Genomic DNA, 23,387 nt, shown 5'->3' on the forward strand with positions numbered 1-23,387 from the left:
GGTCACCAGTCCTGTCGGGTGGGGTGGATGACGATGTCGTTGACGGTGACCTCGGCGGGCTGGTCGAGGGCGTGGACGACGGCGTCGGCCACGCGGTCCGGGTGAATCGCGCCCGCGTTGAGGTCCTGGGCGATCTGCTTGCCCTCGGCGTTGGAGACCTTGTCGGCCCAGCCGGTGTCGATGACACCGGGACTGATCATGGAGACCTGGATGCCGTGGGTGACGCCGACTTCCCGACGGAGGCTGTCGGTGATGCCGCGGATGAAGAACTTGGTGGCGCTGTACACACCGCTGGCGTCCCCGACGCGGATTCCGGCCACCGATCCGAGGTTGAGGATGTGGCCGGACCGGCGGGCGATCATGTCGGGCAGGACGGCACTGATGGCGTGCAGGTAGCCGCGGAGGTTGGTGTCGATCATCTTGTCCCAGTCGTCGACGGCACGGTCGGACCACTTGGAGAAGAGCATCAGGCCGGCGTTGTTGACCAGGTGGTCGACGGCTCCGTACTCGTTCGCGGCGAACTCCATCAGGCCCTCGACGTCGTCCAGGCGGGTGACGTCGGTGACGCGGGCGGTCGCCGTGCCGCCGGCGTCACGGATTTCGGTGACCAGGGCGTTGAGCTTGTCGGCGTTGCGGGCGGCGAGGACGACGCGGGCGCCACGGGCGGCCAAGGAGCGGGCGGTGGCCGCACCGATGCCGGAGGAGGCGCCGGTGATGACGCTGACACGGCCCTGGAGGTGGTCTTCGCGGCTGTCTGCCATGGTTGGTCTCCCTCGTGCGCAGTGCTGAGACGAATGAGCGGGCGGCTTCCGGAATCGAGGAACAGGCGCGGCTGCGATCGCGCCGGGCTGGTGGGGCAGGTCGTCGAGGCACCGTGTGATGTGCCGATGTGCCGATGTGCCGATGTGCCGACGTGCCGATGTGCCGATGTGCCGATGTGCCGACGTGCCCGGCCGAGCCGGCCGGCGAGAGGCCGTACGGTCTCGCCACCGGCCGGCACGTGCACCGACTGGAGATCAGGCGGCGGGGGCGTCGAAGTCGGCCGACTTCGTCAACGCCTCGTTCGCGCGGATCTCGGCGAGCATGGACTCCAGCTGCTCGATCGCCATGTCGTACGCCGGGGCGCCCAGCAGCAGGCGCTGGGGGTGGGTGTCGGTGGCGAGGGCGGTGATGATCGCCCGGGCGGCGGCGCGCGGGTCGCCGGGCTCCTTGCCGGTGTCCGCGCGGAACGCGGCTCGCTGCGCGCCGACCGTGTCGGCGTAGTCCGCGATCTCCCGCTCGGGCAGCGTCTCGTTGGCGGACCGGCCGGCCCAGTCGGTGCGGAAGGGGCCGGGCTCCACGAGCAGTGTGGTGATGCCCAGCGGGGCGACCTCCTGGCGCAGGGCGTCGGTCAGGCCCTCGACGGCGAACTTCGTGGCGGCGTAGTAGCCGACGGCCGGAAAGGCGCGCAGTCCTCCGATGGAGGAGAAGTTCACGATCACTCCGGAGCGGCGGGCGCGCATGCCGGGCAGTACGGCGCGGGTGACGTCGGACAGGCCGAAGACGTTGATGTCGAAGATCCGGCGGATCTCGTCGTCGGTGCTCTCCTCCACGGCGGCGAAGTAGCCGATGCCTGCGTTGTTGACCAGCACATCGATGGCGCCGAAGTGCTTCTCCGCCGCGTCCACGGCCTCCCTGACCTGGACGGCGTCGGTGACGTCTAGGGGCAGGGCGAGCGCCCGGTGGTTGCCCTCGACGAGATCCTTGACCTGGGCGACGTCGCGGGCGGTGACGACCGCTTTGTGGCCTGCGGCAAGGACCTCCTGGGCCAGGGCGCGGCCGAAGCCGGTCGAGCAGCCGGTGATGAACCAGACCTTCTGCGAAGCAGTCACGATACGGATCTTCCTCAGAACGGGTGCACCCCTCCCACACCGATCACAAGGGTGACGGCGAAGGGGCGCTGTGTACGGGGGAAAGGCGGCTCCCGCTCCGGCCGGTGCCACACACACGGCAGGCGGGCCGCGAACCTTCAAGGTCGCTGCGATGGCCGCCCAACCATTGATGCACGCCGTAACGCGGCAGACCAAGCCGTGAACGGGGGCCGTTGCTGCCGGGGAAAGACCTTCCCCCCTTCACCGGTGGATCCCCGGCACGAGCCGGGGAACACTGGCGGACATGGCGAACAATGCCGAGGAGATCAAGAAGTTCCTGCGCACCCGGCGTGACGCGGTCCGTCCCACCCAGGTCGGCCTGGCGAACTACCCGGGGCGGCGGGTACCCGGTCTGCGCCGCGAAGAGGTCGCGCAGCTCGCCGGGGTCAGCGTGGACTACTACACCCGCCTGGAACAGGGGCGGCTCACCAGCGCCTCCGAGGGTGTCATCCTCTCCATCGCCGAGGCCCTGCACCTCACCCAGGCCGAGACCCAGTACCTGCGCGACCTGCTGCGCCCCCAGCCCCGCCGCGGCGTGGAAGAGCCGCCGCCCCAGGAGGTGCGGCCCGATCTGCTGCGCCTGCTGAACGGGCTGCACGACCAGCCGGCCTTCGTCCTCGGCCGCCGCAACGAGGTACTGGCCTCCAACGACCTCCTCGACGCCCTGCTCACCCCGTTCAACCACCGCCCATCCGACGATCGCAACCTGCTGCGCTGGATGCTCCTCGACCCCGCCGCCCGTTCCCTGTACCTCGACTGGGCGCAGGTCACCTCCGAAGTCGTCGGCGTGCTGCGCGCCGAGGCCGGACGCAACCCCCACGACCCGCAGATCGCCGCCTTCGTCGCCGAACTACGGTCCGCGTCCCCCGAGTTCCGCACCTGGTGGGCCGAGCGGACCGTCGTCGAACGCACCTGGGGCACCAAACGGTTCGACCATCCCGTCGTCGGCCGCCTCGACATCACTTACGAAGCCCTTTCCCTGCCCGGCGACCCCGACCAGATCCTCTTCGTCTACGCCGGCAAGACCGACGACGACCTCGAAAAACTACGCATCCTCGCCAGCTGGTACGCCCGGTCGACCTCCCGCCCCACCACCGCCGAAAAGGGCACGGACCGGCAGCAAGAGGAAGGGGCGAGCGAACAGGAGCCCCGACCCGCGTAAACCCGCCGGCGTTCGGAACCGCATTTCCTGGCGCCACATGCGACCGGGCGGCCTCGGGCTCAGCCCGGTGAGGAGGGGAGCCGCTCCGTGGGAACCCTGGTGCCCAGCAGGTCTTCCAGCGCCGCTGTCATCCGGGCCGCGAGGTCGCGCCGGGGATCGATGAGCCACTGGAGTTGGAGACCGTCCCAGAGGGCGACCAGGGACTGCGCGATCTCGTGGTGATCTCTGCTGTTGGAGATGCGGCCCATGTCCTGGTCCCGGCGGATGGCGCTCGCGACGCCGGCGACGACCCGTTCGTACCTGTCGCGGAACCACTGGTGTGCGGGATGGTCCGGAGCGGATGACTCCGCCGCCATGAGAGCGAGCAGGCGCAGCATCTCCGGCCGTTGGAGGTTGCGGCGGACGTAGCGGAGGACGGCGTGGGCCACGCCCTTCTCGCGGCTGTCGGTCTCGAAGGAGTCTCCACTCGCGAAGTCGGCGTTCTCCAGGACGGCCACGAGGAGGTCGCTCTTGCTGGGGAAGTGGTGCACGACCGCGGTCAGGCTGAGATCGAGTTGTTTGGCGATCTCCCGCAAGGACCCGCCTCGGTAACCGCGCGAGGAGAAGACGGCTGTCGCCGAGCCGATGATCTCGGCTCGGCGCCGTGCGGTCTTGGCGTACGGCCCTCGCCGTGCGACGGAGCGGATCTCTTCGGTCATGGCACCAACCCTATGGCGACGAAGCGGGGGACTGAGTTCACCCGGTCGAAAGTATGGCACCTGTTCTGTTTTCGCTGTACCGTCTCGCTCACCCCACACCAGGCGTGTGCAAGAGCCGCTCACGCATTCATCCGGTGGAGAGGAACGGACCATGCTCTTCAGATCACACCTCGTCAGGACGGTCGTCGTCGGTTCGGTCGCAACCCTGCTCCTGACCGGCTGCGGGCGAACCGACACCCGCCAGAAGCCGGGCTCCGCGGGTTCCCCTATCGACAGCTCACCTGCCACCGGCACCATCACCGTGTGGGCGATGGGCACGGAGGGAGAGCTCCTGCCCAAGCTGGCCGCCGGCTTCGAGAAGGCGAACACCGACGCGAAAGTGAAGGTCACGGCGGTGCCGTGGCAGGACTACGGCAAGAAGGTCGAGACGGCGATCGCCTCCGGCGACACCCCCGACGCCACACTGGTGGGGGCCGCCGACATCGCGATGTTCGCCACCACCGGAGGGCTCGAACAGGTCCCGCCGAAGCTCGTGGACGACGCGGCCTTCTACCCGGGTGCCGCACGCAGCAGCGCCTTCGAAGGAGCCACCTACGGCGTCCCCTGGTACGTGGAGACCCGCTCCCTCTTCTACCGCAAGGACCTGGCGCAGGCCGCCAACGTGTCAGCGCCGAAGACCTGGGACGAGTACGGCCCGTTCCTCAAGGCCCTGCAGAAACAGGGCGCCAAGTGGGGCCTGTCGCTGCCCACCGGCGCGGCACAGAGCTGGCAGGGCGTCCTGCCCTTCATGTGGCAGGCCGGAGCCCGCCTGACGAACGACGGCGGCACGGCGTTCACCTTCGACACCCCCGAGGCGCTCAAGGGACTGGAGTTCTACCAGTCGTTCTTCACCTCGAAGACCGTCAGCCGCAACGGCCCGGTGAGCCTCGGGGAGATCGAGCCGCAGTTCGTCGCGGGGTCCACCGCCGCCCTCATCTCGGGCCCGTGGGAGGAGAGTCTGCTGAAGTCGGCCGGCGGAGCCTCGTTCGTCGCCGACAAGGTCGGCATCGCACCGCTCCCGGCGGGCCCGGACTCCAACGCCAGCTACATGGGCGGCGGTCAGTGGACGGTCTTCAAGGACGCCAAGAACCGCGAGACCGCCTGGAAGTTCATCCGGTGGATGGCCCAGCCCGAACAGCAGAAGGCATGGTACGGGCTGTCCGGCGACCTCCCCGCCGTGCAGTCCGCATGGAAGCAGGGCAAACTCGCGACCGATCCCGCCCTGAAGGTCTTCCAGACCCAGCTCAAAACCGCGCAGCCGGGCCCGACCACGACCACCTGGAAGCAGGTCACCGCGGTGGTGGACGCCGAGATCGAGAAGGTCGCCAAGGGGGTCACCTCGCCGAAGGCCGCTCTGGAGCAGATCCAGTCCAAGGCGGCCGCGATCGGAACCGGGAACAAGCGATGACGTCTCCCGCCTCCGTCACGATGCCGCCGCGCCAAGCTCCGACCCCTCGGCCGACGCCGCCGGCCAAGGCCGCGTCGGGCAGACTGCGCCGCACCCTGATCGCCTGGGGCTTCTGCTCGCCCTTCATCGCGCTGTTCGCCACCTTCGGACTCTGGCCCGTCCTCTCCTCGCTGTCGATGAGCGTCACCGACATCACCAGCAGGGACGTACGGACACCGTTCAGCGTCAACTTCGTGGGCATCGACAACTACCGTGAACTGTTCGCCGATCCGACGTTCGTCCGCGCCGTCCTGAACACGCTCTACTTCGTCGCCGTGGGAATCCCGCTGACCATGGTGATCGCCCTGGCTCTCGCCGTCGCGCTCAACTCGGGCATCCAGCGCGGGAAGGCGCTCTTCCGGGTCGCCTACTTCGCGCCCGTGGTGACCAGCATCGTGGCCATCGCGGTGGTGTGGAGGTACCTCTACAAGCCGGACGGAATGATCAACTCGGTCCTGGGGCTGTGGGAATCCACGGTCCCGACTGGCTCAACGATCCCCACTGGTCGATGCCCGCGCTCATCCTGATGGCGGTCTGGCGCCACTTCGGCATCCCCATGGTGATCTTCCTGGCGGGACTTCAGGCGGTGCCCGCCGACCTCCACGAGGCCGCCCGCATGGACGGGGCCACACGCTGGCGCGCCTTCCGCAGCGTCACCCTTCCCCTGCTGCGCCCGACCACGCTGGTCGTTGCCGTGCTGCTGAGCATCAGCTACCTCCAGTTCTTCGAGGAACCCTTCGTCATGACCAGCGGCGGCCCCTTGGACAGCACGACGTCCATCAGTTACTACGCCTACGAGCAGTTCGGCTTCGGCAACTACGGTTCCGCCGCGGCGGCTTCCTACGTTCTGGTGATCGCGATCGGCCTGCTCAGTCTCCTTCAGTTCCGCATCTTCCGAGCGAAGGACTGACATGACGAACCATGCCACCACCCGCCGCAGCTTCCCCGCCACCCGCCTCCTGCTCTACGGCGCCCTCACACTCGGCGTGTGCGCGACGCTGGCCCCGTTCGCCTGGATGTTCCTCGGCTCGGTCAGACCGACGGGCGAGATCGTCGCTCACCCCAGCAGCTGGCTCCCCGCCGCACCGACGCTCACCAACTTCGAACAGCTGCTGTCGAAGCAGAACTTCGGACTGTACTTCCTCAACAGCGCGCTGGTCGCCGTGGCCTGCGTCCTGGGGAACCTGCTGTTCTGCTCGATGGCCGGATACGCCTTCGCGAAACTGGAGTTCGCCGGCAAGAGCCTGCTGTTCGGCCTCGTCCTCACAATGCTGATCATTCCCGGCGTCACAACCTTCGTGCCGCTCTTCGTCCTCGTCAGCAACATGGGCCTGAGCAACTCCTACCTGGGACTGATCCTGCCCTTCCTGGTCACACCGCTGGGTGTGTTCCTCATGCGCCAGTTCATCCGCGACGTCCCCGACTCCCTCGTCGAGGCCGCACGCCTGGACGGGGCCGGCGAGACCCGCACCTTCCTCCGCGTGATCCTCCCCTTGTGCCGGCCGGCTCTCGCGACCTTGGCGATCCTGACCTTCCTGGCACAGTGGAACAACTTCCTGTGGCCCCTGGTGATCGCGCAGACGGAGGACCACTACACCCTGCCGGTCGCGCTCGCCCTGTTCTCCGTCGGGGCCAACGGCACCAACTACGGCCTGCTGCTCGCCGGCGCGGTCACCGTCGTGACCCCGATCATCCTGCTGTTCCTCGCCCTCCAGCGGTACTTCATCCAGGGCATCGCCAGCACCGGAATCAAGTAGTCGGGGCCACCGCCCCGCACACCCACTCACCCACCGCGTGACCGTCACGCGAGGAACAGGAGAAACCGACGATGCTTCGTCCGCAGGACGGACCCACCCGTGAACGTCGTTCACTCAGCGGCCTGTGGAGGCTCCGTCTCGACCCGGAGGGAGCCGGCCGCACCGAAGGCTGGTGGCGCTCTCCGCTCGCCGCCGCCGTGGACATCCCGGTACCGGCCAGCTACAACGACATCTTCCCCGACGTGACGGTCCGCGACCACGTCGGTGACGCCTGGTACCAGACCAGCACATGGGTACCGGCCCGGTGGGCGGGGGAGCGCATCGTCCTGCGGTTCGACGCGGCCACCCACCGCGCCACCGTCTGGGTCAACGACACCGAGGTCGTCTCGCACGAGGGCGGCTACACCCCGTTCGAGGCCGACGTCACCGCACATCTGCTCCCCGGTGCCGAGAACCGCATCACGGCCGTGGTCAACAACGAACTCACCTGGGAGTCGATCCCTCCGGGCCGGATCGAGGAGCACGCCGACGGCCGCCGGAAACAGCGCTACTTCCACGACTTCTTCAACTACGCGGGCCTGCACCGCCCCGTCTGGCTCTACACCACGCCCTCCACCCACATCAACGACATCACCGTGACCACCACCTTCGACGGCACGACCGGCGTGGTGACCTACCAGGTGGACAGCACCGGAAAGACGGACACGGTCCTGGTGTCGCTGCACGACGCCTCCGGCACCGAGGTGGCTACCGCCACCGGGACGACCGGCGTACTGCGGGTCCCCGACGTCCACCCCTGGGCCCCCGGAGACGGCTACCTCTACGAACTCCGCGCCACACTGCGGGACTCGACGGGGCGACTCCTCGACGACTACCGCCAGACGGTCGGCGTACGCACGGTCGAAGCACGGGGACAGCAGTTCCTGATCAACGGAACCCCCTTCTACTTCAAGGGATTCGGCAAGCACGAGGACGCCGCCGTCCGCGGCAGGGGCCACGACGACGCGCTGATGGTCCACGACTTCGCGCTGATGGAGTGGACCGGCGCGAACTCCTTCAGAACCTCGCACTATCCCTACGCGGAAGAGGTCCTCGACTATGCCGACCGACACGGCGTGGTCGTGATCGACGAGACCGCGGCCGTAGGCCAGAACCTCAACATCGCCGGGGGAGTCTTCGCCTCCGGCAAGCAGATGTCGACGTTCTCACCGGACACCATCGGACAGGCCGCCCAGCGCACCCATCTGCAGGCGATCCGGGAACTGGTGGCCCGCGACAAGAACCACCCCAGTGTGGTCCTGTGGTCCATCGCCAACGAACCCGACAACGTCCAGCCCGAAGCCCGCGACTACTTCACACCACTGGCAGCCGAAGCCCGCCGGCTGGACTCCACCCGGCCCATCGCCTACGTCAACGCCCTGATGGGGTCGCCGGACCAGTGCGCGGTCACCGACCTCTTCGACGTCGTCCTGCTCAACCGCTACTACGGCTGGTACTTCGGCCCCGACGACCTGGCGACGGCCGAGACGGAGCTGGAAGCCGAACTGCGCCAGTGGGCCGAGCGGCACGACAAACCCATCGTCATCACCGAGTACGGCGCCGACACCTACCCCGGCCTGCGCAGCACCGTACCGAGCCCGTGGACGGAGGAATACCAGACCGAGCTGCTCGACGTGTACCACCGCGTGTTCGACCGGGTCGACGCCGTGGTCGGCGAACAGGTCTGGCACTTCGCCGACTTCGCCACCGCACCCGGCGTCTTCCGCGTCGACGGCAACAAGAAGGGCGTCTTCACCCGCGAACGACGCCCGAAAAGCGCCGCGTTCAGCCTGCGGACACGCTGGCGCAAGGGCGACTGAGCGGCGGCGGCGCCCACCCGGCGCCGCCGCCGATGAGAGCGCTACCTTCGTGTGCCGCATCCGGGGCAGAACGCCGCGCCGTCCGGTACGACGGCCGAGCAGGAGGAGCAGTGGTCGGACTGGGCCAGGTGGTAGCCGCAGCCGGAGCAGTAAGCGGCTCCGTGGGTCTCGGTACGGCACTGGGGGCAGACCAGTTGGCGGGGCGTGGTGGGGTCGTAGTTCTGTCCCCCCTGCTGCCCGGCTGCGTAAGCCCGTTGTGAGGCCATGTCGTTCAGGCCACGTTGCTGGGCCGCCATGGCCTCGGCCGCGGTGTCGGGGGCGCAGTTCAGACACAGCCCCTGCGCCGCGTTCCAGCAGCGACCGCAGACGTAGTTCGTGCAGCGGGCGCAGCGGTTGAAGTGCGCCTGCGCGTTGCCGATCGCCCGTTGGAAGGCGTGGTCGCGGGCTTGTCCCCAGCCGGCCCCCGCGAGCCCGTCGGCCGCCGACGTCACACCCCGCCCCGTGTTGCCGAGGAGGCTCCAGGCCAGATCCGTCCCCTTCCGGAGCCAACTGGCCGCGCGCTCACCCGTGTACGCCTCGAAGGACGACCGCCAGGTGTCATAGCAGCGCGAGCAGGAGAACTCGAACTGGAAACCCGCTCCGGTGCCGGTGCGTTCGCACAAATCCCGGTAGTTGTTGCTGAAGTAGATCTCGCTGCTCACGTGGTCCCCCCACAGGCCAAGCCGTCGGCACACTGCCCTACGACGCAAGCGGAAGAGTACTGGTTCTGTGTGGCTGAAAAGTCACCCCCATGGTCCTGTGCCCGGCCTCATGGCCCGTCATGTTCGCCGCCGGCGCGCGTGGCCGGATGTGGGCCGTGCGTCGTAGCCGGGGGCAGGGCGTCGGCGGCCATTGCGGCGGCGACCACTTCCTCTCTTACCGAATGCACGTATTCGGGAATTCGAGGAGATCCAGCATCATGAGCTTTTCCACTGGTCAGGGCCGCCGCCACGCCATTCGATGAGGGCGGACCCTGCGACGTCCATCTTGTCCCAGTCCTGCAGACCTGCCTCCTGAAGGAGAACGGCTACGTCCAGGAGCCCATAGGCGATACCGACGAAGTGATCGCCGATGCGGACACGCCGGCCGCCGTCTTCCGCTGGCGGATAGATGATGACGCTCTGGTCAGTGGGCATGTTTCCAGCGTGCGGGGTGGGCCGGTTTCGCGCATTTGGGACTGGTGCCGGCAGTGCGCAGGGCGGCGGGATTGGGAAGGAGGCGGCGCCGAGCGCTCCGGCGGAGTGCTACGCCATGAGGGTGACCAGCCAGGGGCATCTCACTTGGCTCGATACGCTGCCGGTCGTGGTCTCGATCGTTGAGCGGCTGGTGCCGGACGAGTTGTGGCAACTGTTCCAGCGGGTGGTTCCCGAGCCCCCGTCGCGGCCTCAAGGCGGCGGCCGGGTGACCGGGACGTGCTGGCCGCGATCGTCTTCGTGGCGACGTCGGGCTGTGCGTGGCAACAGTTGCCGTCCGCGTCGTTCGGTCCTTCGGGGTCCACCGTTCACCGGCGCTTCGCCGAGTGGGCGAAGGCCGGGGTGTGGACCGAGCTCCGTCGGCTGCTCTGCAAAGAACTCGCCATTCGTGACGAGCAGGAGTGGTCCCGTTGCGCGATCGACTTGGTGAACGCGCGAGCCCTCAAGGCGGGGCGCCGCCATCGCTGACCCGTCGAGTGCCTCACCGCCGTCGCCTGCGCCCTGCTCTGCTGCGTCGGACCCACGAAATGAGATGAGGTCTGGTGAGGCGGCCTCTCATCGCCGCACTCGTGCAAGCCGCGGTTCAACCTCTTGACGTGGATGGGGTGTTCGCCGATAGTCATGGGTTGATCCGGCCGACCAAAGGCGGTCTGATTGCTCCTCAAATTGTGAGCGCTAACAATCCGGGGGCACTCGAGATTGGGCGCGCTCGCCATACATATCCACCCACCTCACAGGATCGACGGAGGGCCCAGTTCGTCCCCAATTGTTAGCGCTAACAATTCCAGAGCGTGTTCCGATGCCTGTCCCCGGTTGCCGGACACGTTTGCCCACCTCAGCGCCCCATCAGCCCGCTCCCCAGAGCCCACCGCGAAGCCGGTTGGGGGCGCGGCCTGCCGCTCCGTACCGACGAACAAGGGAGTTCTAGGTGCCTGCCCTGTTCCATTTCCGCCGACTGCGCCGCAGAGTGAGCGTCTCCCTGGCCTCGATCGCGCTCGCCTTCGCCGGTCTGGTCGCCTTCACCGGCACATCGCACGCCGCCACGCAGGAGCCGTGCGACATCTACGCGGCGGGGGGCACCCCGTGCGTCGCCGCGCACAGCACCACGCGCGCGCTCTTCGCCGCCTACAACGGCGCCCTCTACCAGGTGCAGCGAGCATCGGACAGCGCTTCGCGGAACATCGGGGTGCTGTCCGCCGGAGGAGTCGCCGACGCCGCGGCACAGGACTCCTTCTGCGCCGGAACCACCTGCACCATCACGCGCGTCTACGACCAGACCGGCGCCGGCAACACCCTGGTGTACCAGGGGCCCGGCGGCACCGGCGGCGCCGACACGGCGGCCAACGCGACCACCGAAGCGGTCAGTGTGGGCGGCCAGAAGGCCTACGCGCTGTACATCAACCCCGGCAACAGCTACTTCGCCTACAACTCCACCGGAGGCGTGCCGACCGGCAGCTCACCCGAGGGCGAGTACATGATCACCAGCGGCACCCACGTCAACAACGGCTGCTGTTTCGACTACGGCAACACCGAGACCGACCACCACGCCGACGGCAACGGTGCCATGGACGCCATCAACTTCAGCACGGAATGCTGGTTCGGCGGCTGCAGCGGGACGGGCCCGTGGGTGCAGGCGGACCTTGAGAACGGCCTGTTCACCGGCGGCAGCAAGGCGTGGAACCCCGACCAGGTCTCCGAGACCAGCCACTTCGTCACGGCGATGCTCAAGAACAACGGCACCACCCAGATGGCCCTGAAAGGCGCGGCCGCCCAGTCCACGAGCCTGACCCAGTTGTACGGCGGCGCGCTGCCCAGCGGATACAACCCGATGCACAAGCAGGGCGCCATCATCCTGGGCAGCGGTGGCGACTGCTGCCAGACCAACCACAACGCAAGCGCGGGCACCTTCTACGAAGGCGCCATGGTCAGCGGCTATCCCTCCGACGCCACCGAGGCGGCGGTCCAGGCCAACATCGCAGCCGTCGGCTACAGCACCAGCACCCCCTTCACCCCCGGCGCCAAACTGTCCTTGCAGGCCACCACCGCCTGCTGCACCGGCGACTACCTGCAGCACGACACCAGTGACGACAAGGTCGTCATCGCGCCGGTGACCTCCTCCAGTTCGGCCACCGACAAGGGCGACGCGACCTGGATCGTGCGCGCCGGCCTGGCCAACGACAACTGCGTCTCCTTCGAGTCGGCCAACGCATCCGGCAGATACCTCAGGCACTACGCGTTCCAGCTCCACCTCCAACCCAACGACGGCACCAGCCAGTTCGCCGCAGACGCCACCTTCTGCCCCACCTCGGGCAACAGTGGCACGGGCTACTCGCTGAGATCTTTCAACTACCCGGCCAAGTACATCCGCCACTACAGCTTCACCGGCTACATCGCGAGCGACGGCGGCACCAACACCTGGGACACCGCCTCGATGTGGGCCCAGGACACCAGCTGGCTCGCAGCCTCCCCCTGGAGCTGACGAGCAACAAGCCCCCGGGTCCGGTGCCGAAGAGAGCCGAAGCCAGGCCGAACCCCGATAGGTGCCCACGCGAGCCGCGCCGTCCGCGCAGCCGGACACGGGGTACCGCCGACACGCACATCACCCACCCAGTGAAGGAGTCTCCGCATGTTCAAACCACCGTGGATACGCAGCGTCAGACGCGCACTCCTCGCGGCCGGTGCCACAGCCGCCCTGGCCGCCGGCCTCCTCACCGCCACAGCAGCCCCCTCCCAGGCCGCCGCCCAGGGGCCGTGCGACATCTACGCCGCCGGCGGCACCCCCTGCGTCGCCGCGCACAGCACAACACGCGCCCTGTACGCGGCGTACAACGGCCCCCTGTACCAGGTCAGGCGCGCGTCGGACAACGCCACCCTGAACATCGGCCTGTTGAGCGCCGGCGGATACGCGAACGCCGCCGCCCAGGACACCTTCTGCGCCAACACCAGCTGTGTCATCACCGTCATTTACGACCAGTCGGGCAAGGGCAACAACCTCAGTCAGGCACCCGCGGGCGGAGCAGCCGGCGGACCGGACAACCTCGCCAACGCCTTCGAGGCGCCGGTCACCGTCGGCGGACACGAGGCGTACGGCGTGTACGTCGCCCCCGGCACCGGCTACCGCAACAACAACACCAACGGCACCGCCACCGGAGACCAGGCCGAGGGCGAGTACGCGATCTTCGACGGCACCCACTTCAACGGTGGCTGCTGCTTCGACTACGGCAACGCCGAGACCAGCAGCACCGACACCGGCAACGGCCACATGGAGGCCATCTACTTCGGCAACAGCAAGTCCTGGGGCTACGGCAGCGGCAACGGCCCCTGGATCATGGCCGACCTCGAGAACGGTCTGTTCTCCGGCGTCAACCAGCACCTCAACTCGGGCGACCCCACCGTCACCAACCGATTCCTGACCGCCATGGTCAAGGGCGGCCCGAACCAGTGGGCCATCCGCGGCGGCGACGCCCAGTCCGGCAGCCTGTCCACCTACTACAGCGGCGTACGCCCCAACGTCTCCGGCTACAACCCGATGCACAAGGAAGGCGCGATCATCCTCGGCATCGGCGGCGACAACAGCAAGGGCGCCCAAGGCACCTTCTACGAAGGCGTCATGACCTCCGGCTACCCGTCGGACGCCACCGAGAACGCCGTACAGGCCAACATCACCGCCGCCGGCTACAACAGCGGCTCGACCAGCACCGGCTCGCTTTCCCCCGGCTCCCGGATCTCCCTGCAGGCCACCACCTCACCCTGCTGCACCACCGACTACCTCCGCCACGACGACGCCGACACCAAGGTCGTCATCTCCACCATCAGCTCCTCCAGTTCGGCCACCGACAAGTCCGACGCCACGTGGATCGTCCGCGCGGGCCTGGCCAACAGCTCCTGCCTGTCCTTCGAGTCCGCCAACGCCCCCGGCCAGTACCTGCGCCACTACAACTACGAGCTCTACCTGAACACGGACAACGGCGGCAGCACATTCGCACAGGACGCCACCTTCTGCCCCACCACGGGCAACAGCGGGGTCGGCCACTCCTTCCAGTCCGTCAACTACCCGACGAAGTACATCCGCCACTACAACTACACGGCCTACATCGCCAGCAACGGCGGCTCCAACGCCTGGGACTCCACATCCTCATGGACCCAGGACACCAGCTGGCTCACCGCCTCCCCCTGGAACTGACAGGCATCCGTCCCTCTCTCTGAACACCCTCGGCGAGCACGGCAGCCCTACAGAACCCAGGGAAGCCGTGCTCGCTCCCTTGTGTATTGGCTGGAGCGGCGATCAGAGGCTCAGTACGACACGCTCGTGCAGCTGACCGCCTTCGAGCACACGGTGCGACCCGGACGGTCTGTTCGGTTGGGCCCAGTTGCGGACGCTGCACAGCAGGCCGCCGGACCAACGCCGCATCGGATAGCTGGGGTTCCGCGCCGAAGTCCACCGTTTTGATGCTCGTCGAAAAGTTGGACCGGGCGCTTCGGCGCTTGGAGAGTGGTGCTCGCGGCAAAAGGCAGGGTGCGGTCTGCCGATATCGGGGTCGCTTCGTGCGTTTCCCGCAGATGTCCTCACTGCTGATGCCTTTGTGCTGCCCGCGATGGGTGGCCCATGCCGGTATGGAGGAGACAGCACGCTGGGAGAGCGGACAGGGGAATGGACAGCATCTTCTCGGGTGAGGGCCGTTCCATCGGCGGGTTCCTTCGGGAGCGCTGGATCGACATGTGCGACGGGCTTGGTCTGCCGGGGTCTGCGAGCGGGCCTGTGACAGACCAGGTCCAGGACCTTCTGCGGCCGTGGGCCGACATGCCCGTCGGGCAGGAAAGCCCCTTCCCCTCGTACGTCGCCGAGGACGGCTTCCCCGCCGAGATGTCCGTGAAGTGGTCCCGGGGGAGACCTGAACTGCGCATCCTGTTCGAGACACTGGGCGCCTCCAGGCCCATCACCGCGGATTCCAACCGGACCGCGGCGGTGGCGCTGACGGACCGTTTGGCCGCCGAGCCCGGGGTTGGTCTGGATCGTTACGGGAAGGTGGCCGGTGTGTTCATGCCGGGCACCGGCCAGGGGGCAGTGCCCGTGCCCGTGTGGCACTCCCTGGCCTGGCGACCAGGGCACCCCCCGGCCTTCAAGGTCTATTTCGGTCTGTACGCCGTGCCGATGCCGGAACGTTACTCCCTGGTGGGCGAGGCGATGGAACGCCTCGCGATGGGCACCGCGTGGGCCGACACCTGTGCACGGGTGGCCCGAGGGACACAGACGGACGGAGCCGAGCGCGAACTGGAGTTCTTCGCCCTCGACCTCGACTCCAGCGCCCGGTCCCGAGTCAAGGTCTACTACCGCAACCACACCAGCAGCGTCGCGGCTTTGGAACAGATGGCCGCCCTCGCCCGTGCCCATGATCCGCACAGAGCGCGCTCCGCTTTCCGGGCTCTGCTCGGCACGGACCCTGAAGCCGCCGGCAAAGCGCCGCTGACCTGCTTGGCCTTCCGGCCGGACGCCCTCTGCGCCGACGAGTCGACCACTTACTTCCGGGTGTCAAGTTTCACCACATCCGACGCGGAAGCCGCGGCCAGGATCGGGGCGCTGATGGTGCACGAAGGCCTTGACCCGCAACGTCACCGTGCCCTTCTCCGTGCCGTGGCGCCGCGGCCTCTGAGCCAGAGCCGGGGCCTGCAGGAACTGGTCAGCTACCGCTCGCTCGGTCACGACGGCGACGTATGTGTCTACTTCAGGTTTCCGCTCTACCCTCAGCCGGCCGCACAGCCCAGCCCGCTGCCACGGCCACTGCGTACAACCCTCCAGGAGGACGCCTCCCGATGACCACCATGCCCGCGCCTCTACGGGAAGTCGCCGACAGGAACGAACAACACGTCCGCGCATACCGCTGCAGCGACCTGATTCTCCTGCTGGAGGACCCCGCGACACCGGCAGCCACCAAGGACGCCGTACTGACACACCTGGCACCGTGGTCGGAGGCGTTCCAGCGCATGATCAGTGTCCGGGCGGAGTTCGAGACCGACCCCCAACTCAAGGAACTCGCGGTACAACACCGACAAGAGGAGATCGGCCACGACGACATCCTGGCGGACAGCCACCCCTCCGGCCGGGCGGCCGAATGGGACCCCGTCGTCGAAGCCGGAGCCGCCTGGTTCGTCGAGCAGTTCCGCACCCTGCCCGGATTGCACCGCGTGGTCCTCGCCCACCTCGTACTGGAGGCCGGCAGCCTCACCTTCAGCAACGCAGGCTCCCTGGCGTTCCCGGGCAACGCCTACTTCGCCCTGCACGACGAAGCGGACCAGGAGCACATCGAGATGGGCTACCGGCTGCTCGCCGAGCGCCAGGAGTGGCAGCTCGGTGATGTCACCGAACTCCTCGACCGCGCCTGGCAGATCATCACCATGGTCTCCGACCGGATCGTCGAACTGGCGCGCCGCGACACCACCGCCCCGGTATGAGCATGGTCCCCGAGGAGGCCGTTGACTCCGGCTCTGCCGCCACGATCGCCGAGAGCTGCGCGAAGGAGTTCCGGCGCATTCTCGCCGACCGCCTCATCGCGGCCTACGCGCTGGGAAGCCTCGCGCACGGTGGGTTCGCGCCCGCCGTCAGCGACATCGACCTCGGGCTGGTCCTGACCGACCGCCGACACGACGACGACCGGATCATCGACCACGTCACCCGCGAGCTCCAGGCGAGGGACGGCGCTCATGGACGCCTGTCCGTGTTCTGGAGCTCGCTGCCGGCCCTGCGCGTGAACCGGGACGACGGGAGGTTCCCGGCTGTCGACCGGCTCGACCTCAAGAACAGCGGCATGCTGCTCATGGGTGAGGACATTCGTCAGGAGGTGGAACAACCGGGCTCCGCCGTGCTGGTGACCGACAGCGTCCGCTTCGCGCTGCAGACGCTCGCCACGGGCCCCGTCCTGGCCGAGTTCCACGACCCCGCACCTCTGGCGGGCGACATCAGACGGTTCACCAAGGCGGTTCTGCTCCCTCTCCGATTCCTCTATACCGCCGCCACCGGGGATCCCGGATCCACCGACGACGCCATCCACCACCACCTCGCCCATCCCTCACCAGTGGCCGGCGAACTCGTACGCGCCGCGACGCGCGCACGCCACGGACAGCCGGACCCGGCAGAGCACCTCACCGAACTCCTCCGTACCGACCTCGTCCCCCTCTACCTCCACTACATCGACAGCTGCCTCGCCGGACTGACGCCCGCGGACACCGACCTGTCCCACGGCCTCACCCTCTGGCGGACACGACTTCTGGACGGGGTTTGAGACGCAGCAGGCACCGGGACAGCGCATCCGTGCGGCCGCTGCATCTTCGCGGCTCGGCTCCGGCGTCCTGGCGGCCGGCATCGCGCCTAGTCCGGATCGAGGACGGCCTGGATGGCCGGGGCGAGGCCGCGTTCGATCTCGTCCGGCGTCAGGGTGGTCACTGCGGGGAGCCGCAGTAGGTAGCGGGTGAGTCCGAGGCCGAGGAGCTGTGCTGAGACCAGGCCGGCCCGGCGTGCGGCGGCTTCCGGGCCGAGAGCGGCGGCCAGGGCGGGGGCGACCTGCGCCGCGAAGATCTCGTGCATTCGTGCCGCGGCCTGTTCGTTGGTGACCGCCGAGCGCATCAGGACCAGCAGCGCGTCGTCGGCCGGGTCGCCTTCCCAGCGTGCGAGGAAGTGCCGCACCAGGGTCTGGGGAAGCTCGTCCGCCGCGACGTCCGTGAGGTCGGGCAGTCGCAGGTCGATGGTGAGTGTCGCGTCGAAGAGCTGGGCCTTGTTGCCGAAGTAGCGCATGACCATCGAGGGGTCGATGCCGGCGTCGGAGGCTACGGCTCGGATCGTCGTGCGCTCGTAGCCGTGTTCCGCGAATCGCTCGCGTGCGGCGCGCAGGATGGCGGCCTTGGTGCGGTCCGAACGCCTGTCGGTGCTGGTGTTCTCGGTGCCTTGCGTCATGCCAACGACTGTAGGCCAACGAGTGTTGACTTTCCAGTGCGGAATCAAGCATGATGCCAACAGGCGTTGGCCAACAACTGTTGGCAAACGTTCGTCGGCTTTGTCCCACCGGAAGGGAAACCCCCTCATGAACACCACCGCGCTCCCCGGCCGCACCGAAGTCGCCATCGTCGGCGGCGGCCCGACCGGACTCGCGCTCGCTGTCACGCTCGCGTCCGCCGGCATCGACTTCGTCGTCCTGGACCGGCTGGCCGAAGGCGCGAACACCTCACGGGCCGCCGTCGTGCACGCCCGCACCCTGGAGGTCCTGGACGAGCTGGGAGCGTCCGAGGACCTGATCGCGCGAGGCGTCCAAGTCACCCGGTTCGCCGTCCGCGACGGTGCCCGGAGGCTGCTGACCGTGCCGTTCGACCAGCTGCCCACGGCGCACCCCTACACGCTGATGGTCCCGCAGTACGAGACCGAGAGCGTGCTGCTGGAGCGGCTGCGGGCGCTCGGTGGCGACGTGCACCGCCCCTACGAGGTCACTTCCGTCGTCCAGGACGCGGACGGTGTCACGCTCACCATGACCAATGGCGAGACGCTGCGCGCCGCGTACGCCGTCGGCGCCGACGGGATGCACAGCACCGTGCGCGAGGCCGCGGGCATCGGATTCACCGGCAACGCCTACGCCGAGTCCTTCGTGCTCGCCGACGTCATGATGGACTGGGCCCCGGGCCCCGGGGAGGTCTCGCTCACCTTCGGCACCGCGGGACTCACCGTCGTAGCGCCGCTGCCCGGAGGGCACTACCGGGTCGTCGCCACCGTGGACGACGCGCCCGCCACCCCGGATCTCGCCTTCGTCCAGCGGCTGTTGGACGAACGCGCCCCGGGCCAGGCCAAGGTAACCGGCCTGGCGTGGTCGTCACGGTTCCGGGTGCACCACCGGGTCGCCGAACACTACCGTGCCGGCCGTCTGCTGCTGGCCGGCGACGCCGCCCATGTGCACAGCCCCGCCGGCGGTCAGGGGATGAACACCGGCATCCAGGACGGCCACGCTCTGGGCAGGGCGTTCGCGTCCGGAGAGCTCGACGGCTACGAGGCGCGGCGCCGGCCCGTCGCCCAGCGGGTGGTCGCCTTCACCGACCGGATGACCCGCGTCGCCACCACGCGCAACGCGATGGCTCGCGGAGCACGCAACATCGCGCTTCCCCTGCTCGGCCACACGCCGATGCCCAAGAAGCTCGCCACCGAACTCGCCGAGCTCAACTACCGGTAGGGCCACCGTGATTCGCGGCTTCTCGTTTCGTCGTCTGCGAGAGGGGCAGGGCCTTGTGGCGCGTCAGGTCTCCGCACCCGAGGGCCGTGGGCGCAGGGAACCCGCCGCTCGATGCTCGCGTCCTTTCGCTCACGCCCCTCCAGGATCGGGGACTCCGCCGAGGACGCGGCCTGAGAGGTGGAGCCCCGAGGTGGATCCTCGGCGAATTCCGTGGAAACTCCACCTACTTCACGTGCCCATGACAGCATTCGGGGTTGTTGTTGCCGTTGCCGGCGAAGGGGGAGTGGGATGAGGACGAGACGTGGGGTGGCAGGGGTGTTGGCCGCGGCTGCCATGGCCGTGCTGGCGTGGGGGACTCCGGCGCAGGCCGCGACCCCGGTGCCGACGCCCGGGGCGCTGCTCCCGAACGGGACCAGTGCAGCGATGAGCAAGCTGGAGCTGACCGAGCACCGTGTGTCCCCCACGACGATCAGCACGCTGGACGGTCACCTGCCCAATGTCGGGGTGGACACGGTCCTGAAGTCCGCCAACCACCCCATGTACAGCAGCAGTGGTTCCGGGTGCACGAGCACCGAGTTGGCCGCGCGGCCGATCAACCCTGCGGCGTCATCGGCCTACTGCTGGGACACCGGCGACGCCCTGACCCAACAATTCGTACCCCAGGGACTCACCTCGTCCGGCGACGCCGACGACGACGGCATGTGGGGCACGAACAAGGTGATCCTCTCGGGGTGGACCAACAACGACGACCTCGCGAGCTCCACCCCCGACGACGACGGCCTGGCACGGGTGGCGTTCATCGACGCCAACACCCCCGGCGCCTTCAAATACCGGTGGGTGCTGCTGGTCGTGCCCATCAATGGCGGCGACGACTTCGACAAACTGGGCTCGCACCTCGGCGGCATGGTCTGGTACGGCGACAAGCTCCTGGTCACCGCGTCCCGCGGCGACGACAGCAACAACGCGCTGTTCGTCTTCGACTTCAAGCACATCCTGCAGGCGACCGTGAACTCGCACGAGATCGGCAAGGTCAGCGGCGGCTACTCGGCACGCGGCTACCAATACATCATGCCCGCGATCGGTTCCTACAGCCTGGGCGGCAAGTGCAGTGGCGCATCCGTCACCGGCTACCCCTGCTTCGACGGGCTCACCATGGACCGCAGCACCAGCCCGTACAGCATCGTCGCCAACGAATGGCGCACCACCGGCGGTGACGCCCAGCCCGCCCGGATCTTCCGCTACGACCTCGCCGCTCCAGGCGGTGCCATGCCGCTCGTCACCAGCGGGGGCAAGGCCTATGCCGACCCGACCAAGAGCTACGTGACCAACAACGCGGCCGGGTTGCAGGCGGTGCTCGCGAACAACGACAAGTACTACGCCGCCGACGCCCTGTGGGGGCCGGGGGTGCACGGCATCCTGTGGAAGATGAGCACCAGCGGCGCCGCCACGTCGCACACCTGCAGCGGACAGGTCCAGGCGAACGCATGCTGGGCCCAGCACAGCGAGGGCATGTCGCTGTGGTGGAGCACCCAGCAGTTGTGGTCACAGACCGAATGGGCCGCGGACTCCGCCGGAGCGTGGAAGCAACCGGCCATTCCCGAAAGGGTGTTGTTCTCCGTGCCGTTCTCCAGCATGTGACGGCGGCGCCGGGCGAGCGAGGTGGCCCGCACGCGGGCGGCCTCCGCGCCCTGAGCACCGTCGCAACGGCCGTGCGCTCACAGGCCCAGGACCAGGCGGGGCCCGCAGGAGCGGGCGACGCAGATGAGCATGGTGTCGCCGGCCGCCCGCTCGTCCTCGCGCAAGGGTGGGTCGCGGTGGTCGGGCGTTGCCTCGAGCACGTCGGTCTCGCAGGTGCCACAGGTTCCCTCCCGGCAGGAGAAGTCGACCTCGACGCCGGCCTCCGTGAGGACCTGGAGCACCGAGCGGTCGGGTGGAACCACATGCGGCGTCACATGCCGTCGCTCACCGGGTTCGGGCCGGTGCCGCCGACTTGCTGGCGTCCTGCTCCCGGGCCCCGGAGTTACGGCGCCCGCCGCCTCCGACGACGTACATCACCACGGCTGACGCGACGGCGAGGGCGATGAGCGCGCAGACCGCCCACCAGCCGAGGTGGGTGTAGGCGCGGGTGCCGAGCCAGGACCCGGCGCTCGCGCCGAGGAACGAGCAGGTCATGTAGCCGGTGTTGAGCCGGCTGTGGATCTCCGGGCGCAGGGCGAAGATGCGGGCCTGGTTGGCGACCTGTCCGCACTGCACCGCCACGTCGATCAGCAGCAGTCCGGCGGCCAGGGCCACGATGCCGGCGATGCCGCCGAGCGCGCCGGCCGTCAGCACGCCCGCCGCGGCGAGTCCGGCCGTGACACACCACAGGTTGACGCGGTCGGGCCCGTAGCGGTCCACCCACTTACCGGCGGACGGGGCGAGGAACATGCTGCCCGCGCCGACGAGGGCGAGCACGCCCACGGCCTGGGTGCCCATGTCGTAGCGCGGTCCGGTGATCAGCAGCGCGACCGCGGTCCAGGCGGCGCTGAAGCCGCCGAAGACGGTGACTTGGAAGAGCACGGACCGGCGCAGTTCCTTCTCGGTACGCAGCAGACGCAGGGTGTCGGCGAGGAGAGAGCCGTAGATGTCGCGGACGGCCGGGACGGTCGTGGGCAGGGCGGTGCCGAGCACCGCGGCGAGCAGTGCGGTCAGCACGGCGGCGACCAGATACGGGGCCCGCCAGCCCAGGTGCTCGCCGAGAACTCCGCCGAAGGCGCGGGCGAGCAAAATGCCGCCGATCAGTCCGGCCTGCAGGGTGCCGATCACGCGGCCGCGCCGCTCGGGTGCGACGAGCCCCGCCGCCATGGGAAGCAGGATCTGTGGCACCACGGTGGCCAGGCCCACGAGCGTGCCCGCGGCGAGCAGCAGCCCGATTCCGGGGGCGAGCCCCGCGGTCAGCAACGCCGCGCTGGTCACCGCGAGCAGCACGGTGATCAAGGGTCGGCGGGGGAGGCGGTCCCCGAGCGGGACGAGCAGGAAGATGCCGACGGCGTAGCCGAGCTGGGTCAGCGTGGCGAGGGTCGTGGCCGTGCCGTCGGAGACGTCGAGACTCCGGGCGATGAGGGGGGTGATGGCCTGCGGGAAATAGGCGTTGGCCACGGTGACACCGCAGGCCAGCGCCATGACGAGCGGAAGCCCGCGGCCGAGGGTGGTTGGCGCGGGGGACGCGGTGGGTGTGGTGGCCGACATGACGACCGAGTGCTCCTTTCGACGTGCGGACGTCCCGCATGGGGAACGAGAACCACCTTCGAACGAACTGGTTGGTTCGGTTATGGGACACCCAGCCTCGCACGCCGACTCGCGAGGGTCAAACGAACCGGTTCGTTACCATGACCGCATGGCGTATGACTCAGCGGCGACCAAAGAGCGCATCATCGCGGCGGCGAGCACCGAGTTCGCGGCGCACGGTGTCGCCGGCGCCCGAGTCGACCGCATCGCCGCCGCCGCCCGGGCCAACAAGCGGGCGATCTACGACTACTTCGGCGACAAGAGCAAGCTCTTCGCCGTCGTCCTGGAGCGCCGCCTCGCCGAACTGGCCGAGGCCGTCCCGCCGTCCGAGGACCTGCCCGGGTACGCGGAGCGGCTCTTCGAGTACCACCGAACCCACCCCGAGGCCCTTCGCCTGGTGATGTGGGAGGCCCTGGAGATCGGCGACGGGCCGGTCCCCGCCGAGGAGGAGCGCACCGCGCACTACGGCGACAAGGTGACCGCCGCGCAGGCGGCCGGTGAAGAGGATGACGACGCCCGGATCCGCGTGTTCCTCACCCTCGCCCTGGCGAGCTGGAGCGTCGCCATGCCCCAACTGCGGCGCATGGTGCTGGGACCCGACTTCGGCATGGACCGGCTCCGGCAGGAGATCGCACGGGCGGTGGCCGCGCTTCCCGGGGAGGGTTCGCGCGACGGCTCCTGACCGGTCACCTCCAGCCCGGCACATAACCATGTCGGAACGGCGCTCGCCGCCGTGCGTGCGTGTTCATTGAACGAACAAGCCGCACGCGTCGGTCGCTTCGGCGCAGAAGCCTGTCTTCGAACGCCGACCAA

At 68.7% G+C, this 23,387-nt stretch carries 21 protein-coding genes and 2 pseudogenes; 15 read left to right on the forward strand and 8 right to left on the reverse strand.

What is annotated here, in order from left to right; all coding sequences use genetic code 11:
- Positions 1–2: 2 nt before the first annotated feature.
- Positions 3–761 (reverse strand): SDR family oxidoreductase, encoded by a 759-nt coding sequence (locus GRC12_RS05200; protein WP_208777805.1) that lies wholly within the window; start codon positions 759–761, stop codon positions 3–5.
- A 255-nt stretch (positions 762–1,016) separates the two neighbouring features.
- Entirely contained in the window at positions 1,017–1,871 is an 855-nt protein-coding gene (locus tag GRC12_RS05205) for an oxidoreductase (RefSeq protein ID WP_208777807.1), read from the reverse strand.
- Between the two features lie 283 nt (positions 1,872–2,154).
- Here GRC12_RS05205 and GRC12_RS05210 point away from each other — a divergent pair, with 283 nt between their 5' ends.
- Positions 2,155–3,072 (forward strand): helix-turn-helix transcriptional regulator, encoded by a 918-nt coding sequence (locus tag GRC12_RS05210; RefSeq protein WP_208777809.1) that lies wholly within the window; start codon positions 2,155–2,157, stop codon positions 3,070–3,072.
- 59 nt (positions 3,073–3,131) lie between these two features.
- On the opposite strand, the gene GRC12_RS05215 is transcribed toward GRC12_RS05210, so the two are convergent.
- Positions 3,132–3,770 carry a TetR/AcrR family transcriptional regulator gene (locus tag GRC12_RS05215; RefSeq protein WP_208777811.1) on the reverse strand — a complete coding sequence of 213 codons (639 nt, stop codon included), beginning with the start codon at positions 3,768–3,770 and terminating at the stop codon, positions 3,132–3,134.
- Between the two features lie 151 nt (positions 3,771–3,921).
- Between GRC12_RS05215 and GRC12_RS05220 the strand changes: the two genes are divergently transcribed.
- The 5 genes from GRC12_RS05220 to uidA all read left to right on the forward strand — a co-directional run bounded on the left by GRC12_RS05220 (position 3,922) and on the right by uidA (position 8,872).
- On the forward strand, positions 3,922–5,217 hold the full coding sequence (locus GRC12_RS05220; RefSeq protein ID WP_208777813.1) for a sugar ABC transporter substrate-binding protein: 1,296 nt from the start codon (positions 3,922–3,924) through the stop codon (positions 5,215–5,217).
- Positions 5,214–5,783, forward strand: coding sequence for a carbohydrate ABC transporter permease (locus tag GRC12_RS45345; RefSeq protein WP_244372048.1), 570 nt, complete (start codon positions 5,214–5,216; stop codon positions 5,781–5,783). Before GRC12_RS05220 ends, GRC12_RS45345 begins: the two co-directional genes overlap by 4 nt.
- Positions 5,765–6,166, forward strand: a complete 402-nt coding sequence (locus GRC12_RS45350) for a carbohydrate ABC transporter permease (protein ID WP_244372049.1) — start codon at positions 5,765–5,767, stop codon at positions 6,164–6,166. The genes GRC12_RS45345 and GRC12_RS45350 overlap by 19 nt, the downstream gene beginning before the upstream one ends.
- A 1-nt stretch (position 6,167) precedes the next feature.
- A complete protein-coding gene (locus GRC12_RS05230; protein ID WP_208777815.1) occupies positions 6,168–7,013 on the forward strand; it encodes a carbohydrate ABC transporter permease in 846 nt (281 codons plus the stop codon).
- A gap of 71 nt (positions 7,014–7,084) precedes the next feature.
- A complete protein-coding gene (gene uidA / locus GRC12_RS05235; protein WP_208777817.1) occupies positions 7,085–8,872 on the forward strand; it encodes a beta-glucuronidase in 1,788 nt (595 codons plus the stop codon).
- A gap of 41 nt (positions 8,873–8,913) precedes the next feature.
- Here the strand turns inward: uidA and GRC12_RS05240 are convergent, their stop codons facing one another.
- Positions 8,914–9,573: a zinc ribbon domain-containing protein gene (locus tag GRC12_RS05240; protein WP_208777819.1), complete on the reverse strand. Its 660-nt coding sequence runs from the start codon at positions 9,571–9,573 to the stop codon at positions 8,914–8,916.
- A 255-nt stretch (positions 9,574–9,828) separates the two neighbouring features.
- The gene (locus GRC12_RS05245) at positions 9,829–10,047 is read right to left on the reverse strand and encodes a hypothetical protein (RefSeq protein WP_208777821.1); all 219 of its coding nucleotides are present in this window, start codon (positions 10,045–10,047) and stop codon (positions 9,829–9,831) included.
- Positions 10,048–10,162: 115 nt separating this feature from the next.
- Here GRC12_RS05245 and GRC12_RS05250 point away from each other — a divergent pair.
- From GRC12_RS05250 to GRC12_RS05275, 6 genes and pseudogenes are all read left to right on the forward strand, one after another.
- Positions 10,163–10,551 (forward strand): annotated as a pseudogene (locus tag GRC12_RS05250) (transposase); the annotation flags it as partial.
- Positions 10,552–11,032: 481 nt separating this feature from the next.
- Positions 11,033–12,583 (forward strand): alpha-L-arabinofuranosidase B, encoded by a 1,551-nt coding sequence (locus GRC12_RS05255; protein WP_308286478.1) that lies wholly within the window; start codon positions 11,033–11,035, stop codon positions 12,581–12,583.
- A 147-nt stretch (positions 12,584–12,730) separates the two neighbouring features.
- Positions 12,731–14,287: an alpha-L-arabinofuranosidase B gene (locus GRC12_RS05260; protein WP_208777825.1), complete on the forward strand. Its 1,557-nt coding sequence runs from the start codon at positions 12,731–12,733 to the stop codon at positions 14,285–14,287.
- Between the two features lie 468 nt (positions 14,288–14,755).
- Entirely contained in the window at positions 14,756–15,919 is a 1,164-nt protein-coding gene (locus GRC12_RS05265; RefSeq protein WP_208777827.1) for a tryptophan dimethylallyltransferase family protein, read from the forward strand.
- Entirely contained in the window at positions 15,916–16,554 is a 639-nt protein-coding gene (locus GRC12_RS05270; RefSeq protein ID WP_208777829.1) for a hypothetical protein, read from the forward strand. The genes GRC12_RS05265 and GRC12_RS05270 overlap by 4 nt, the downstream gene beginning before the upstream one ends.
- Positions 16,551–17,381, forward strand: coding sequence for a hypothetical protein (locus GRC12_RS05275; RefSeq protein ID WP_208777831.1), 831 nt, complete (start codon positions 16,551–16,553; stop codon positions 17,379–17,381). Before GRC12_RS05270 ends, GRC12_RS05275 begins: the two co-directional genes overlap by 4 nt.
- A gap of 86 nt (positions 17,382–17,467) precedes the next feature.
- Here GRC12_RS05275 and GRC12_RS05280 read toward each other — a convergent pair whose 3' ends face one another.
- Positions 17,468–18,049, reverse strand: coding sequence for a TetR/AcrR family transcriptional regulator (locus tag GRC12_RS05280; protein ID WP_208777833.1), 582 nt, complete (start codon positions 18,047–18,049; stop codon positions 17,468–17,470).
- Positions 18,050–18,176: 127 nt separating this feature from the next.
- Here GRC12_RS05280 and GRC12_RS05285 point away from each other — a divergent pair, with 127 nt between their 5' ends.
- Together GRC12_RS05285 and GRC12_RS05290 are read left to right on the forward strand one after the other, a co-directional pair.
- A complete protein-coding gene (locus GRC12_RS05285) occupies positions 18,177–19,307 on the forward strand; it encodes an FAD-dependent oxidoreductase (protein ID WP_208777835.1) in 1,131 nt (376 codons plus the stop codon).
- 288 nt (positions 19,308–19,595) lie between these two features.
- On the forward strand, positions 19,596–20,945 hold the full coding sequence (locus GRC12_RS05290; RefSeq protein WP_208777837.1) for a hypothetical protein: 1,350 nt from the start codon (positions 19,596–19,598) through the stop codon (positions 20,943–20,945).
- A 77-nt stretch (positions 20,946–21,022) separates the two neighbouring features.
- Here the strand turns inward: GRC12_RS05290 and GRC12_RS05295 are convergent.
- Together GRC12_RS05295 and GRC12_RS05300 are read right to left on the reverse strand one after the other, a co-directional pair.
- Positions 21,023–21,244, reverse strand: a pseudogene (locus GRC12_RS05295) (2Fe-2S iron-sulfur cluster-binding protein); the annotation flags it as partial.
- Positions 21,245–21,269: 25 nt separating this feature from the next.
- Entirely contained in the window at positions 21,270–22,535 is a 1,266-nt protein-coding gene (locus GRC12_RS05300; RefSeq protein WP_208777840.1) for an MFS transporter, read from the reverse strand.
- A 148-nt stretch (positions 22,536–22,683) separates the two neighbouring features.
- Between GRC12_RS05300 and GRC12_RS05305 the strand changes: the two genes are divergently transcribed.
- Entirely contained in the window at positions 22,684–23,256 is a 573-nt protein-coding gene (locus GRC12_RS05305; protein WP_208777842.1) for a TetR/AcrR family transcriptional regulator, read from the forward strand.
- Positions 23,257–23,387: the final 131 nt, after the last annotated feature.

Origin of the sequence: Streptomyces griseorubiginosus (assembly GCF_017614965.1) — a bacterium.
Lineage (GTDB): Bacteria > Actinomycetota > Actinomycetes > Streptomycetales > Streptomycetaceae > Streptomyces > Streptomyces griseorubiginosus_B.

Bases quoted from the DNA above. Each gene is read 5' to 3' on its own strand.
- GRC12_RS45350 (WP_244372049.1), top strand. From the start codon at position 5,765: ATGCCCGCGCTCATCCTGATGGCGGTCTGGCGCCACTTCGGCATCCCC.
- GRC12_RS05290 (WP_208777837.1), top strand. From the start codon at position 19,596: ATGAGGACGAGACGTGGGGTGGCAGGGGTGTTGGCCGCGGCTGCCATG.
- GRC12_RS05300 (WP_208777840.1), bottom strand. From the start codon at position 22,535: ATGTCGGCCACCACACCCACCGCGTCCCCCGCGCCAACCACCCTCGGC.
- GRC12_RS05280 (WP_208777833.1), bottom strand. From the start codon at position 18,049: ATGACGCAAGGCACCGAGAACACCAGCACCGACAGGCGTTCGGACCGC.
- GRC12_RS05265 (WP_208777827.1), top strand. From the start codon at position 14,756: ATGGACAGCATCTTCTCGGGTGAGGGCCGTTCCATCGGCGGGTTCCTT.
- GRC12_RS05285 (WP_208777835.1), top strand. From the start codon at position 18,177: ATGAACACCACCGCGCTCCCCGGCCGCACCGAAGTCGCCATCGTCGGC.
- GRC12_RS05200 (WP_208777805.1), bottom strand. From the start codon at position 761: ATGGCAGACAGCCGCGAAGACCACCTCCAGGGCCGTGTCAGCGTCATC.
- GRC12_RS05305 (WP_208777842.1), top strand. From the start codon at position 22,684: ATGGCGTATGACTCAGCGGCGACCAAAGAGCGCATCATCGCGGCGGCG.
- GRC12_RS05230 (WP_208777815.1), top strand. From the start codon at position 6,168: ATGACGAACCATGCCACCACCCGCCGCAGCTTCCCCGCCACCCGCCTC.
- GRC12_RS05220 (WP_208777813.1), top strand. From the start codon at position 3,922: ATGCTCTTCAGATCACACCTCGTCAGGACGGTCGTCGTCGGTTCGGTC.
- GRC12_RS05270 (WP_208777829.1), top strand. From the start codon at position 15,916: ATGACCACCATGCCCGCGCCTCTACGGGAAGTCGCCGACAGGAACGAA.
- GRC12_RS05215 (WP_208777811.1), bottom strand. From the start codon at position 3,770: ATGACCGAAGAGATCCGCTCCGTCGCACGGCGAGGGCCGTACGCCAAG.
- GRC12_RS05275 (WP_208777831.1), top strand. From the start codon at position 16,551: ATGAGCATGGTCCCCGAGGAGGCCGTTGACTCCGGCTCTGCCGCCACG.
- GRC12_RS05210 (WP_208777809.1), top strand. From the start codon at position 2,155: ATGGCGAACAATGCCGAGGAGATCAAGAAGTTCCTGCGCACCCGGCGT.
- GRC12_RS45345 (WP_244372048.1), top strand. From the start codon at position 5,214: ATGACGTCTCCCGCCTCCGTCACGATGCCGCCGCGCCAAGCTCCGACC.
- uidA (WP_208777817.1), top strand. From the start codon at position 7,085: ATGCTTCGTCCGCAGGACGGACCCACCCGTGAACGTCGTTCACTCAGC.
- GRC12_RS05260 (WP_208777825.1), top strand. From the start codon at position 12,731: ATGTTCAAACCACCGTGGATACGCAGCGTCAGACGCGCACTCCTCGCG.
- GRC12_RS05245 (WP_208777821.1), bottom strand. From the start codon at position 10,047: ATGCCCACTGACCAGAGCGTCATCATCTATCCGCCAGCGGAAGACGGC.